Genomic DNA, 14,042 nt, shown 5'->3' on the forward strand with positions numbered 1-14,042 from the left:
CCACCACAACCACCGGGAGGACCCATGAGTACACCCCGCACCGCCGCCGTCGTCGGAGCCGGACTGGCCGGCACCACTGCCGCGCTCGGCCTCGTCGACGCCGGTTTCGCCGTCACCCTCTACAGTGACCGCGACCGCGACGCCTTGCGCAACGACGTCCCGGCCACCGGCACCGCCGTCTACTTCGGCAAATCCCGCGAGGCCGACGCCCGCATCATCGAGGACCTCTACGCCGACGGTCCGCACTCGACCGGGATGAGCACCCGTCTGCACACAGGGGAGGGTGACACCCGCGCCGATGTCCTCGAATTCGACCCCGACTTCCGGTACGTCGCGCAGGGTGTCGACGTGCGACTGCGGGCCGATGACCGACTTGGCCGGTTCCTCGACCGCGGCGGCCGCTTCGAGGTCCGGGCCGTCAACCTCGACGACCTCGACGCGATCGCCGCCGACCACGACCTGACGCTCGTGGCGACCGGAAAGGGCGGGCTGTCCACGCTGTTCCCGGTGGACACCGAACGGACCGTGTACAGCGAACCGCAGCGCCGACTGCTGCTGGTGACGTTGCAGGGCCTGGGACACGGCCCGGACACCTTCGGCTACCGGTCCGCGGCGGGCGGCGCGCACAATCTCTTCAACCTGCACACCGATTTCGGTGAGGCCTGGCTCGGCCCGTACCTGCACAAGGATGCCGGCGCCACATGGAGTTTCCTGGGCTTCGCGAAACCGGGCAGCCCGTGGGAGGAGCGGTTCGCCGCGGTCACCGACGTGCAGTCCGCGCGGCAGACCGTCGTCGACTTCTACCGCGACTACTTCCCGCACGACGCCCCCGAGATCGAGCGGTTGCAGGTGATCGAGTCCGACCCGCACTCGTGGCTGAGTGGGGCGGTCACCCCGACGGTGCGGCGCGCGGTCGGGACGACCAGGAGCGGCCACGTGGTCGCGGCGATCGGCGACACCGCGATCGCGTTCGATCCCCTCGCCGGACAGGGAGCCCAGAACACCGCCGTGCAGGTGGCCGCGCTCGTCGAGGCGGCACGCGGGCACGACGGCGAGTTCACCGCCGACTGGTTGTCCGAGCAGTTCGAGAAGCACTGGAACACACGGGGCCACGCGGCCGCCGAGGTCACCCGGCTGTTCCTCGGCGACCCGAAGTACGCGGTCCACGCCGAATTGCTGTTCCCGGCGGCGACCGTGAGCGAACCCGTTGCCGCGGCCCTGTTCGGGTTCCTCTCCGAACCCGACACGCTGATCGGTATCGACACCCGGGAGGACGTTCTCGCGTTCATCGCCGCCGCGGCCGGGGAACCTGCCGAGGACGTGCTGGCACGGTTCGCGCCGAGCGCTGGGTTCACCGCGTCACCTGCGGCGGCCCGAGCCTAGGCAACTCCTCGCTGTTCCCACACGATGACCCGGCGCCGGTGGTGGTGGTCGTATCGGCATCGACTCCTCACCCGGCGCCTGTGGGGCCCGTTCCGGGGCGGTCCTGCTGTTCGCGACGGCGTCGGGCGCGAAAGTTCGCCACGTTGACGCGGTTTCCGCACACCTGGGGCATGCAGAACCGGCGCCGGCCCGCCCGGCTGGTGTCGACGAAAATTCCGTTGCACGAAGGGGATTCGCACGACCGGAACCGGTTCGGTCCTAGCGAAGCCACGGTTCCGAGCAGGCCCGTTCCGATGACGACGGCCAGGTCGTCGGCGAGGGCCGACTCGGGTGCGGTCTCGAGGTGCCACGTCCATGTGCCGTCGTGGCGCCCGAGGAAGGGGGCGGTGCGGGCCACGCGCAGGAGTTGGTTGGCCCCGTCGACGATCGCCTCTTCGTTCGGCGCGGCCACGATGTCGCGCACGCGTGTTCGCAACGCACGAACCTCGTCCAGATCGGCGCCGGTCGCCGGCCGGTCGCCGGGGACGATGCCGTGCTCGGTGAGGAAAGCATGCAGCGACTCGCCGTCGGTGAGGGCGTCACCGGTCGCGACGAGCACCTCCGGGGCGGTGAGGACGAGCGCCGTCGCCACCGATGCCCCGAAAGTGTAATCGGTGAAAGTCAGTTGCATCGCTTACGTCCTCCGTCTAGCGTAATGGTTACCAAGCCAGTTTAACCATTACGTCTCGGGAGGATGATCATGACTCGACAGCAGATCGCCAACACGGTCGACACCGACCGGTGGCGCCTGCCCGACCGGCTCACGGTGGACGGCGCCACCGTCGCGGCCGGAGTCTTCGGCGACGGCCCGCCCGTCGTTCTCGTGCACGGCACGCCCTCGTCGTCGTATCTGTGGCGCGCGGTGATTCCCCGCCTCGCCGAGCAGAACACGGTATACGTCTGGGACCTTCCGGGCTACGGTGACTCGCCACCGGTTCCCGGCGAGCCGGTGGCGATCCGCACGCACGCGCGCGTGCTCGCCCGGCTGGTCGAGCATTGGGGACTCGAGCGGCCTGTGCTGGTCGGCCACGACATCGGTGCGGCAACGGTGCTCCGGGCACACCTCGTCGAGGGAGTCCCGGTCCGGCGCATCGCCCTCCTCGACGCGGCGGTGCTCTCACCGTGGGTGACGCCGGTGGCGCAGCACATGCAACGCCACCTCGACGTGTACCGCACGATGCCGACGCACATCTTCCAGCGGATCACCGAGGCCCACCTCGACACCGCGACCCGTCGTCGGCTGCCGGCGTCCGTCGCGGAGGCCTACCTCGGTCCTTTCGCGGGCGCGAGCGGGCAGCAGCGTTACCTCGACCAGGTCCAATATTTCGACGAACGCGACACCGCCGACGTCGTCGAGAAACTCGGCACCGTGAAGGTGCCGGTGCAGATCGTGTGGGGTGCGGACGACGAATGGCTGGACCGGTCGTTCGCCGACGATCTCGCGCGCCGCATCCCCGGGGCGCGAGCGACGCTCGTGCCCGGTGCCGGGCACTTCCTCACCGAGGACGAGCCCGCCCTCGTGGCGCAGGCTCTCGCCGACTTCCTCGCGCAGTGAACGCCGGTGTCACGGTCGGTCGGGCGTGTGCAGTGGGTCGGCGATCGTGATCTCCGCCGTCGGCGTCAGGACGTTTCGGTGGTAGTCGGAGATCGAATCGACGAGTGCCGACACTGCGGGCGCGGCGAAGTGTTCGGGATCCCAGCCCGCATAGAGGGTGACGGCGAGGATGCCTTCGGGGATCTGAATCGGCACGCGGATGAGGTTGAAGAGGGGTTGATCGGTCAGTACAGCAACCCCCTGGCCCGATGCGGCGAGTGCTCTGGCCACAGATGTCACTGACACAACCCGGGGGTCGACGTAGGCGAGGCCTTGGCCGGCGGTGGCGGTGTCGAATGCGAGTCGGGCAGCGTTGTTGCGGTGCATCAGGATGAGCGATTCTCGAACGAGGTCGGCTAAGGCGACTTGGGTCTGTCCGGCCAGGGGATGTTCCGGTGATGCCAGCGCGCACACCGGGGCGCGGCCGATGACTCGGGTCTCCATCGACCCGGGTGGAGGGAACGTCGAGATGCCGATGTCGGCATCTCCGCGCTGGACCACGTCGTACACGGTGCGGGTGTCCCGCTCGATGATGTCGTTCAGTCCTGACCTCAGGTATCGACGTCGCGGTACGCGAGCCATTAGCTGTCTTGCCCCAGAGGGCGGTCATTCGGCATTCGCTGCAAGTCGGCGGGAATTCCAGAACCGTAGGACTAGCGAACGTACGTACGCCTAACGTAGTGTTGAAGACCACAGCAACACTTGTACGGCTCTTGTACGGCTAAGGAGAACGATGTTTACTCTCGTCGACGCTATTCGTCGCAACGAGCGGCTGGTGCCCCAACGCGAAGCGATCTTCGACGGTACGCGCCGGCTCACCCATGGAGAACTCGCAGACCGGGCGTGGCGGATTGCCGCCGGCCTTCGGGCGCAGGGTGTCAAACCCGGTGACACCGTCGGCGTGCTGGCGGGCAACACCGCCTTCGGCATCGAAACCTTCCTGGGAATCGTCGCCGCCGGCGCCGCCTTTGTCCCATACAACTGGCGATGGGCAACCGAGGAGCTGGCCCACGGCATCAACGAGACCGGCGCCCGTGTCGTACTCGTCGGCGATGGCTTCGACGCCGCCATCGCGGAGGTCCTGGCCGGTGATGACCTCGAAGCGCCGGTCGCCGTGGTGCACGAGGGGGACGAATTCGATCACCTGCTGCGATCGGAACCGATCAAGGATGTGCCGGTTCAAGCATCGGATGCTGCCTGCATCCTGTTCACCGGCGGCACCACCGGCTTCTCCAAGGGGGTCGTGCTCTCGCACTCGGCGATCCTGACCAACGCAGTCAACGAAATCGCCGACTGCCGGATCGGTGGCCGCCCGAACGATCGCGGCCTGGTCGTCACCCCGCTCTTCCACTCCGCCGCACTGCTGTGCTGGTTCCTGCCCCATTACGTCACGGGGAACAGCTCGGTCCTCGTCCACAAATTCGTGGAAGAGGAGATCGCGGACCTCGTCGCCCGCGAGTCGATCACCAACATGTTCCTCGTGCCCAACATGATCCGGCGCATGCTCAAGTCGAGCACGTTCGACACCGATGGGTTCCGCAACAATTTCAAGGCTCTCCACACCGGTGCCGGGTTGCTGCGCATGCCGGACAAGCTGGCAGTGTCGGCACTGATCCCGGACGTCGACCTGTTCTTCCGCTACGGCCTCACCGAAGCCGGGCCGATGGTCACCCGTTTGCTCCCGCAGGACATGCTCCGGCCGGAGATCGACGGCTCGATCGGCACCGAATACCTCCTCACCGAGGTCGAGTTGCGTGATCTCTACGACGGTGCCCCGACCGCGGTGGGAGAGATCGGAGAGATCTGCGTCCGCGGCCCCAATCTGATGACCGGATACTTCGGTCGACCGGAGGCCACCAAGGAGGTGCTCGACAACGGGTGGCTGCGTACCGGTGACCTGGCGGTTCGCGACGAAAATGGCTACCTGTACTTCCGCGACCGGGCCAAGGACATGATCAAGACAGGTGGCGAGAACGTGTACAGCTCGGAGATCGAGCAGTTGCTCCACACGCACCCGGCTGTCATGGAAGCCGCCGTCCTCGGCGTGCCGAGTGAGGAGTGGGACGAGGAAGTGCGAGCGGTGATCGCCGTTCGGCCGGGTCAGACCGTCACGGAGACGGAGATCGCCACGTTCCTGCGCAAGCACTTGGCTGGATACAAGGTCCCGAAGATGATCGCGCTCGTGGGCCCGAACGCCCTGCCGATGAATCCCAGCGGCAAGATTGTCAAAACCAACATCCGGGCGACGATGGGCTGGTGACAACCGTGCCGACAATCAGCGAGAATACGATCGACTAACGTACGATTGTTCCTGAGACCGCTTGCCGGCCCCTTCGGGGACCGTCCAATTTACCTCGGAGGGGGCACAGTGACGCGAGCAACCCGGGTGACGCGCGGCGGCGCGCGCACCAACGTCGCTATACGGGAGGCCGCGGCCAGCCTGTTCTACGAGCACGGCTACGAGGCCACGTCGCTGCGCACCGTTGCGAGCGAGGTCGGCATCCAGGTCGGCAGCCTCTACAACCACATCAGCGGCAAAGAAGAATTGCTGACCGACATCATGGTGTCGGTCATGGACGAACTCCTCGAAGCCGTGAACAAAGCGCTCGTCAGCGTCGATGGGAGTGCGCTGGACCGGTTCAAGGCGGCGGTCGACTGCCACATCCGCTATCACGCGGAGCATGCGCGGGAGACGTTCATCGGCAATACCGAGCTCCGGGCACTGAGCGACGGAGACTTGGAGTTGGTCCTCGCCAAGCGTGCCGAGTACGAGCGCCTGCTGCAGAAACTCATCAAGGATGTGGCCAAGGAAACCGGCGCGGACATCCTCGATGCCAAATTGCAGACGTACTCGATACTGGCTCAGGGTGCGCACGTCTCGTCCTGGTACAAGCCTGGCGGCCCGAAGTCGCTCGACAAGGTCGTCAACACCTACATCAAGATGGCGCTGCGCCAGCTCGGCGTCGAGAACGCCGCCTGACCCGACCGTATATCCGTTCAGCCCGCGCCCGGGGCGCCAGCCCGGGGTGCGGGCTGACAACTTTGGTGACACACCCAACGAATGCCCCGGAGCGGTGGGTGGCGAGGATATCGCTGGATGCACGGCAGCGCGGTGCGTGGTTGCGGGCGTCCCCGATCGATGGCTACGGCCGCGCACGCACGTGGGATCGCTGCGCTGTTCGTCCCGTTGTCTCGGTAATGTTTTCGCGGAGAATGCTTCCCGGACTCTGTTGATCTTTTTGTGGTGCCCGTCTGCCGCAATGGTGCATGCAGCGGGCCCTCGTCTCACCCGGCACGCATGGTTGACATTTGCTGTCGCTCACATCACACTCTAATTAAACAAACGCACGTACGTTTGTTGGTTGCTCCGCCGACATCGGCAGGGTCGTACATCGAGAGATTGGAAACTCAATGAGCCGCTTGGAGGGCAAGGTCGCCCTGATTACCGGGGCCGCACGCGGCCAGGGCCGTTCACACGCACTGGGGCTGGCCAAAGAGGGCGCTGACATCATCGCCATCGACATCGCCGACCAGATCGGCAGTGTGCCGTACCCGATGGCGTCGCTCGACGACCTGAAGGAAACGGCGCGACTGGTCGAGGAGCTGGGCCGCCGCGTCGTCATCGCGCAGGCCGACGTGCGCAACCTGAAGCAGATGGAGGCTGCGGTCGCCGACGGCCTCGCCGAGTTCGGCCGTATCGACATCGTCTGCGCCAACGCAGGCATCATCTCGGCCAACAAGGTCCTGGACCTGACCGAAGAGCAGTGGAACGACATGATCGACACCAACCTGACCGGTGTCTTCCACACCGTCAAGGCCGCGGTGCCGAACATGGTCGAGCGGGGCGAAGGTGGCTCGGTCATCTTTACCGGATCGACGTCGAGCTTGAATGGTTACCCGAACGTCGGCCACTACGTCACCGCCAAGCACGGCATCGTCGGACTGATGCACACCCTCGCGAACGAGCTGGGCCCCAAGGGGATCCGTGTCAATGCGGTCCATCCGACGAACGTCAACACCAAGCTCTTGCAGAACGAAACCTTCTACGGACTCTTCCGTCCGGACCTCGCGCACCCGACGCTCGAGGACTCCCGCGACGCGTTCGCCACGATGCACTCGCTCCCGAACATCCCGTGGGTCGAACCCATCGACATCACCAACGCTGTGCTCTTCCTGGCCTCGGACGAGTCGCGGTACATCACCGGAATCAACCTGCCCATCGACGCCGGCGCAAGTCAGAAGGTCGGCGGCTAGAAGCCGTCGGATTCCGTGGCCGATCCAAGTCTGGCCGCGGGACCATCCCCACTGCCCCTTCACCCGAGACGTTTCCGTCGCGGGTGAAGGGGCAGTGGTTTTGCGCTGCGTGTCTTCTCGCCTCTGCTCAGTGAGGGTGCCTCATACGTGCCCGATGGCCGGTGCAGGTGATTCGTCGGACTGTGTCGGGATCACGCACGTCCTCGACGTACACGGCGGGCGACCGCGCGTCCTCCCTGCTGGCCGACCTCTGTTCGAGAGACGTTCCTGCGGACTCGCCGGATTCGATGACTCTCGGTGCGTCGTAGTGGGTGGCCGTGACCGTTCTACCTCGTGACGTGCTCGGGTCCGGCGCGGTTCGAGGGTCCGGTGGCGCGACGCACTCCCCGGGCCGGGACGCGAGGCGGGTACGTCTGGTCTGGCGGGCGCGCTCGTTTTCGGACATGCCACCCCAGATGCCGTAAGCCTCGGTGGCGGTGAGGGCGTGGGTGCGGCATTCGGCGAGCACGGGGCAGTCCTGGCAGATCGGTTTGGCGGCGTGCTCACGCTGGGCGCGGACGTTGCCGCGTTCACCGTCGGGGGAGAAGAACCTCTCGGTGTCGGTGCCGAGACAGGAGGCGCGGTGCTGCCAGTCCCGGTCGATGTGGTGGTTCGAATGATCAGGCACTGCGGGGTAGGTCGCTTTCGGAGTCGAAGGTTGACTTGACCGACGGAAGGCACCCGGATCCCGGGCCCTCGTCGTGAGGGCCCGGGATCCGGGTGCTGAAAGTGAATGGCGAGGACGCGGCGTCAGAGCGCCATTCCACCATCCACCGGAAGAACGACGCCGGTCGTCCAGTCGTCCTCGAGCGCGAACCGTGCGATCCACCGGGCGGTGTCGACGGGATCGCCGACCCGGCGCAGTGGAATAGCCTCAGCCCGCTCGCGGAGTAGCGTCGACTCTTGCTCCGCACTCATCCCGGCGGTCCGGTAGATCTCGGTCGGCGTCGGTCCGGGAGCGACGGAATTGACCCGAACCCCCTCAGGCCCCAACTCGAGGGCCCAGCACCGGGTCAGGTGCGCGACCGCCGCTTTGGAAGCCGCGTAGTGAGCGTTACTGGCGGTCGGTTTGAGGGCAACCGAGCTGGCCACGTTCACGATGGACCCCCGGCTGCTCTTGAGCGCCGGGAGCAACGCCTGCGTGACCACCGTCGTCCCGAGTACGTTCACCTCGAACAGTGCACGCACCGACGCGGCACTGACGTCGGCCAGCGGACCGACCAAAAACGCGCCTGCGCAGTTGATCACGAAGTCAATGCGGCCCCAGTGCTTCAACGCCGCCGACGCTGCGGATGCGACCACCGCCGCATCGGTGACATCGACGGTACGGGCAGCGACCTCCTCACGCCCGGCAAGATCTGCCAGCGCCTCGTCGCTGCGATCCCACGCGTCGACGCGGGCGCCGTGGTCGACCAGCACTTCGAGGCAGGCCCGGCCGATCCCGGTGCCCGCACCGGTGACGACACCGGTGAGACGTTCCCGCCGCGGAGCGAGCACCGGCGCGCTCATACCGGGGTGACGCCATTTCGGCGGGCGGGCGCGGTGCGGTCCCGCTTCCGGTAGAGCGCCAGACGCTGGGTGAGCTCGTTGCGCAGCTCGTTCGCGGGCACGACCGCTTCGACGGCGTTCTCGTTGGCGATCTTGAACACGTCGATCCCGGCGGCGTACTCGGCCTGCTTCTCGGCGATGAACGCGGCCCGCTCCTCCGGATCCTCGATGGCCTGGATGCGGTTGTAGTGGATGCCGTTCACGGCGGCGTCCGGGCCCATCAGGGCGGGCTTGGCCGTCGGCAGCGCGATCAGGGCGTCCGGCTGCATCGGGGCACCGGACATCGCGAGGTACCCGCCGCCGTATGCCTTGCGCAGCAGCACCGTAATGCGGGGCACGCGGGCCTCGGAGACGGCGAAGATCATCTTCGCGCCGTGCCGGATGATGCCCTGGCGTTCGACCTCGGAGCCGATCATGTAGCCGGCGATGTCGACCAGGAACAGGATCGGAATGTTGTAGGCGTTGCAGATCCAGATGAACCGGGCGGCCTTGTCGGAAGAGTCGGGGAAGATCACCCCGCCCTTCACGGTGGGCTGGTTGGCGACGATGCCGACGCTTTGGCCGTTCAGGCGCGCGAATCCGGTGACCAGTTCCGGGGCGAACAAATCCTTGTACGGGAAGAAGCTGGCGTCGTCGACGAGGGAGTCGATCAGCTCGTGGATGTCGAAGATCTCGGATTCGACCTCGGGGACGATCTCCTTGATGGTCCGGGCACCGGACGGGTCGGCCGGAGCGGTGATCGGGGGCTCCTGCTGCCAGTTCGACGGCAGGAACGACAGCCACACACGCACGGCGGCAATGGCTTCCGCGTCGTCCTCGACGAGGACGTCGGACAGGCCCGAGACGGTCGAGTGCATCTCCGCCCCACCCATCTCTTCGAGGGTGACGTCCTCGCCGGTCACCATCTGAGCCAGGCGGGGGGAGCCGAGGTAGGCGGTGGCGTGACCGCGGACCATGATCGTCAGATCGCACAGCGCGGGCACGTAGGCCGAGCCGGCGGGGGAGGGCCCGAAGAGGGCGCAGACCTGGGGGACGCGGCCGGAGATCTGGACCTGGTTGTAGAAGATGTTGCCCCAGGCACGGCGGCCGACGAAGCTTTCGAACTGTTCGTCGATGCGGGCGCCCGCGGAGTCGAACAGGTACACGATCGGGGTGCCGGTGGAGTCGGCGAGTTCCTGGGCGCGGACGATCTTCTCGAAGGTGCGCTTGCCCCAGGTGCCGGCCTTGACGGTGTAGTCGTTGGCGATGACGACGACATCGCGGCCGTCGACCTTGCCGACCGCGGTGACGACGGCGTCGCCGGGCAGCCCTTCGTCGTAGCGGGCGAGCAGGCCGTCCTCGAAGGACCAGCTGTTGTCGAACAGGAGTTCCAACCGGTCGCGCACGAGCATCTTGCCGGCATCGATCTGCTTCTGGCGTTGCTTCTCCGAGCCACCGAGCCGAGCCTTGGCCAGCCGCGTCTCGAGCTCTTCATGCGGGCCTACCGGGGCCGCTGTGGTCTTCTCGTCGAGAGTGTCAGTCATGATCTTTCCAAACTGTTTCGGAGGTAGTGGATTACGAATCGTCGGTGGGGGCGCTACTTGTAGCTGAACAGCAGTGAGGCGCCACCGTCGATCACGGTGGTGGTGCCGTTGACCCCGCGTGAGGTGCGGCCCGCGAGGAAACCGATGACTGCGGCGACGTCGTCGGGGTCGAGGATGCGCCCGGTCGGTGTCTTGGCCGCCATCCGCTCTGCTGCGGGGCGGTCGAGCATGGGGGTGACCATTGCGCCGGGGGCGACGGCGTTCACGGTGACCGCCGTGCCCCAGAAGTCGAACATCAGGGAGCTGGTCAGGTTGATCAGTGCGGCCTTGGAGGCGGCGTAGGCGGGGTACTCGTAGCCGCGGGTGCCGGCGAAGGACGCGCAGTTGATCACTCGCCCGTACTCGGCGGCCTTCAGATCGTCCGCGAAGGCCTGGGTGAGCAGGAACGGGGCGGTGACGTTGACGTCCATGACCTGCCGCCAGGAGTCGGCGGTGGTGTCGGCGAGATGGGTGCGGCGCAGGATGCCGGCGATGTTGACCAGATGGGATACCTGGCCGAGGTCGACGTGCACCGCGTCGACCAACGAGCCGGCCGCCGATTCGGAGGTGATGTCCACGCCGTACGCGGCGCTGGTGACCCCGTTGTTGCCCAGTTCGGTGGCGGTGCGCTTGGCAGCGACTTCGTCGATGTCGACGCAGGCCACCGCCAGGCCGAGTTCGCCGAGCACCGTGGCGGTGACGGCTCCGAGTCCGCCTCCGGCGCCGGTGACGACCGCGACCGGCGGCCCTGCGGGTGTGGTCATCTCACTCACCTGCCGCCGCGACGGTGGCCAGGGATGCTCCGGCCGCCACGACCTGCCCGACCTCGACGTGCAACGACTCGACGACACCGTTAACGGCGGCGCGGATCGGGTTTTGCATCTTCATCGCCTCCAGCACCATCAGCACCTGCCCCGCCTCGACCTGGGCGCCGACCTCGACGTCGATCTGCGCGACCGTGCCCTGCATGGGGCTCTTGGCCTCACCGCTCGCGGCGGCGCCGCCGCCCCGCTTCTTCCGTGGTCCGCCGGTCGCGGCGCGGCGCGCCTGCGGCTCGGCGACGGGCGCGGCAGCGGCCGGGCCGGCGGGGGTGAAGAACGGGATGACGTAGCGGCGGTCACCGACCCACCCCTCGTTGCGGGGCAGCATCTCCTCGGTGTCCTCGGCATCGGTGTCGGACAGGTCCTCGACCGGCGGCAGCAGCGAGGCGAAGTCGATGTCGCGCTCGAGCCAGTTGGTGTGCATGGCGACGTTGCGGAAGTCCTTGTGCGCAATGACCTGTCGTGCGGCAGGGACGGTGGTGGGTACGCCGTCGATGATCAGCTCGTCGAGGGCGAGGGTCAGCCGGTCCAGGGCGCGGTCCCGGGTCGGCGCCCACACGATGAGCTTGCCGACCAGGCTGTCGTAGTACGGCTGGACCTCGTCGCCGGATTCGTAGCCCCCATCCCAGCGGACGCCGGCCCGTGTGGGTGCCTGCACGGTGGCGATCGGGCCGGGGCTGGGCATGAACAGGGCGCCGCGGGTGTCCTCGGCGTTGACGCGGACCTCGATCGCGTGCCCTCGCGGGGCGGCGCCGGACTCGGTGATCGACAGCGGTTCGCCGGCGGCGACGGCGAGTTGCTCGGCGACCAGATCCAGGCCCAGGGTCATTTCGGTGACCGGGTGCTCGACCTGGATGCGGGTGTTCATCTCCAGGAAGTAGAAGGCCTCCCGGTCGGCCTCGACGAGGAACTCGACGGTGCCGGCGCCGACGTAGCGGACCTGCTTGGCCAGGCGGACCGACGCCTCGCCCATGGCGCGGCGCAGCTCGTCCGACAGGCCGGGGGCGGGTGCTTCCTCGATCAGCTTCTGATGGCGGCGCTGCACCGAGCAGTCGCGGTCGCCGATCCACACGGCATTGCCGTGGGTGTCGGCGAATACCTGGACCTCGACGTGGCGAGCGCTGGACAGGTACCGCTCGAGGTAGACGTCGTCACGACCGAACGCGGCAGCGGATTCCTGCTTGGCCGAGGCGAACGCGGATTCGGCGTCCGAGGCCGAGGCGACCGTCCGCATGCCGCGGCCGCCACCGCCGTAGGTGGCCTTGATCGCCACCGGGTAGCCGTGCTCGTCACCGAACGCGATCACGTCCGCCACGGAGGCGATGGTGCCCTGCGAGCCGGGGACCTGCGGGACGTCGGCCTTCGCGGCGAGATCACGGGCGGCGATCTTCGAACCCATCACCTCGATCGCCGAGGAGGGCGGCCCGATGAAGATCAATCCCGCGTCTTCCACGGCCTTGGCGAACGCCGCGTTCTCGGCCAGGAAGCCGTAGCCGGGGTGCACGGCCTGCGCACCGGTGCTCTTGGCGGCCTCGATGATCTTGTCGATCGCCAGGTACGACTCCGACGCGGAGGCCGCGCCGAGCAGGACCGCCTCGTCGGCCAGCCGCACATGCAGTGCCTTCTCATCCGCCTCCGAGTACACGGCGACGCTGGCTACACCGGCCTCTGCACACGTGCGAATGATGCGGACCGCGATTTCGCCGCGGTTGGCGACGAGGACCTTGGACAACATGCCCGGACTCCTTGGGGTTTCGAAATACCTGTGCGATGGACGCCCCGGTGTGGGGTCGCCTTCGTAAGACCATGTCGCTTAGACAAACAATCGTACGTTCGCTTACGGTACCGTCAGATGTGGTAACGGTCAACGATGGTCCCCGCCGCATCCGTGAGGTGGGGTCGACGACAGAGAGGGCGCGGACGGTGATTGCCTCTGCCGAAGAACTCGAGTCCCTGGTCGACGCTCTGCGAGTGACCCCCGCGGGGGTGAACCGGTTCGATGGTCCGACCTCGGTGCGCAAACTTCCCCGGCTCTTCGGCGGACAGGTTCTCGCGCAGGCCGTGATGGCGGCCGGTGCGACCGTGCCCGCCGACCGGTATCCGCACTCGCTGCATACGCTGTTCCTGCGGGGTGGAGACCCTGGTGCGCCCGTCGCCTATCAGGTGACGATCCTGCGAGACGGCCGCTCCTACAGCGCTCGCGCCGTCACCGCGACCCAGGGCGATGATGTGCTGGCGACACTGCAGCTCTCGTTCGCCACCGAGCAGGACGGCCCTGAGCACGAATGGTCCCCGCCCCTGACCGAGACTGCACCGGACGAACTGTTGCCGCTGCACGAGCAACTCGAGGGCGAGAGTGCGATGCTGCCGGAGTGGTGGTCGCAACCCCACCCCTTCGATTTCCGCTTTCTCGAACATCCCGAGGCGCTGGCCGCGGCCGGCACCCGGAATCCCGAGCAGCAATTCTGGGTGCGCGCGGCCACCACGGTCCCGGACGAGCCGCTGCTGCACACTGCCCTGTTGGCATATGTCAGCGACCTGACCCTGCTCGACCCGGCGCTGATGCCGCACGGGCGCTCCTGGTACGGCAACCGGGTGATCGCCGGTGCCAGCATCGACCACGCGATGTGGTTTCACCGCCGGTTCTCGATGAACGACTGGATGCTGTGTCGGCAGGTCAGCCCGATCGCCACCGGTGGCCGGTGCCTGTGCACCTGCGACTTCACCACCGAGGCGGGTGCGCGCATCGCGTCGGCCTCCCAGGAGGGCGTTCTGCGCGAACCCTGACCTCGACGGCGCCGT

Annotated in this window: 12 protein-coding genes and 1 pseudogene; 6 read left to right on the top strand and 7 right to left on the bottom strand. The window is 67.3% G+C overall.

The window, feature by feature from the left end:
* Positions 1 to 24: 24 nt before the first annotated feature.
* Entirely contained in the window at positions 25 to 1,383 is a 1,359-nt protein-coding gene (locus G9373_RS13155) for a styrene monooxygenase/indole monooxygenase family protein (RefSeq protein WP_005563102.1), read from the top strand.
* A gap of 67 nt (positions 1,384 to 1,450) precedes the next feature.
* On the opposite strand, the gene G9373_RS13160 is transcribed toward G9373_RS13155, so the two are convergent.
* Positions 1,451 to 2,053, bottom strand: coding sequence for a CGNR zinc finger domain-containing protein (locus tag G9373_RS13160; protein ID WP_005563101.1), 603 nt, complete (start codon positions 2,051 to 2,053; stop codon positions 1,451 to 1,453).
* A gap of 69 nt (positions 2,054 to 2,122) precedes the next feature.
* On the opposite strand from G9373_RS13160, the gene G9373_RS13165 reads away from it, so the two are divergent.
* The gene (locus G9373_RS13165; protein ID WP_043788017.1) at positions 2,123 to 2,977 is read left to right on the top strand and encodes an alpha/beta hydrolase; all 855 of its coding nucleotides are present in this window, start codon (positions 2,123 to 2,125) and stop codon (positions 2,975 to 2,977) included.
* Between the two features lie 9 nt (positions 2,978 to 2,986).
* Here the strand turns inward: G9373_RS13165 and G9373_RS13170 are convergent, their stop codons facing one another.
* The gene (locus G9373_RS13170) at positions 2,987 to 3,598 is read right to left on the bottom strand and encodes a LysR family transcriptional regulator substrate-binding protein (protein ID WP_005563098.1); all 612 of its coding nucleotides are present in this window, start codon (positions 3,596 to 3,598) and stop codon (positions 2,987 to 2,989) included.
* Positions 3,599 to 3,749: 151 nt separating this feature from the next.
* On the opposite strand from G9373_RS13170, the gene G9373_RS13175 reads away from it, so the two are divergent.
* From G9373_RS13175 to G9373_RS13185, 3 genes are all read left to right on the top strand, one after another.
* Positions 3,750 to 5,276, top strand: coding sequence for an AMP-binding protein (locus G9373_RS13175; RefSeq protein WP_167115421.1), 1,527 nt, complete (start codon positions 3,750 to 3,752; stop codon positions 5,274 to 5,276).
* A gap of 108 nt (positions 5,277 to 5,384) precedes the next feature.
* A complete protein-coding gene (locus G9373_RS13180) occupies positions 5,385 to 5,996 on the top strand; it encodes a TetR/AcrR family transcriptional regulator (RefSeq protein ID WP_248949798.1) in 612 nt (203 codons plus the stop codon).
* Between the two features lie 431 nt (positions 5,997 to 6,427).
* Positions 6,428 to 7,270, top strand: a complete 843-nt coding sequence (locus G9373_RS13185) for a mycofactocin-coupled SDR family oxidoreductase (RefSeq protein WP_005250628.1) — start codon at positions 6,428 to 6,430, stop codon at positions 7,268 to 7,270.
* Positions 7,271 to 7,646: 376 nt separating this feature from the next.
* On the opposite strand, the pseudogene G9373_RS13190 reads toward G9373_RS13185, so the two are convergent.
* The 5 genes and pseudogenes from G9373_RS13190 to G9373_RS13210 form a co-directional block, all read right to left on the bottom strand.
* Positions 7,647 to 7,937, bottom strand: a pseudogene (locus tag G9373_RS13190) (WhiB family transcriptional regulator); the annotation flags it as partial.
* Positions 7,938 to 8,059: 122 nt separating this feature from the next.
* Positions 8,060 to 8,818: an SDR family oxidoreductase gene (locus G9373_RS13195; RefSeq protein ID WP_167115424.1), complete on the bottom strand. Its 759-nt coding sequence runs from the start codon at positions 8,816 to 8,818 to the stop codon at positions 8,060 to 8,062.
* Positions 8,815 to 10,380, bottom strand: coding sequence for an acyl-CoA carboxylase subunit beta (locus G9373_RS13200; protein ID WP_064080349.1), 1,566 nt, complete (start codon positions 10,378 to 10,380; stop codon positions 8,815 to 8,817). Before G9373_RS13200 ends, G9373_RS13195 begins: the two co-directional genes overlap by 4 nt.
* A gap of 53 nt (positions 10,381 to 10,433) precedes the next feature.
* Positions 10,434 to 11,183: an SDR family oxidoreductase gene (locus G9373_RS13205; RefSeq protein ID WP_064080348.1), complete on the bottom strand. Its 750-nt coding sequence runs from the start codon at positions 11,181 to 11,183 to the stop codon at positions 10,434 to 10,436.
* A gap of 1 nt (position 11,184) precedes the next feature.
* On the bottom strand, positions 11,185 to 12,975 hold the full coding sequence (locus G9373_RS13210; protein ID WP_064080347.1) for an acetyl-CoA carboxylase biotin carboxylase subunit: 1,791 nt from the start codon (positions 12,973 to 12,975) through the stop codon (positions 11,185 to 11,187).
* Between the two features lie 188 nt (positions 12,976 to 13,163).
* Between G9373_RS13210 and G9373_RS13215 the strand changes: the two genes are divergently transcribed.
* Positions 13,164 to 14,027: an acyl-CoA thioesterase domain-containing protein gene (locus G9373_RS13215; RefSeq protein WP_064080346.1), complete on the top strand. Its 864-nt coding sequence runs from the start codon at positions 13,164 to 13,166 to the stop codon at positions 14,025 to 14,027.
* The last annotated feature ends 15 nt before the right edge of the window (positions 14,028 to 14,042 follow it).

The organism is Rhodococcus sp. A14, assembly GCF_011603105.1.
Classification (GTDB): Bacteria; Actinomycetota; Actinomycetes; order Mycobacteriales; family Mycobacteriaceae; genus Rhodococcus_F; species Rhodococcus_F opacus.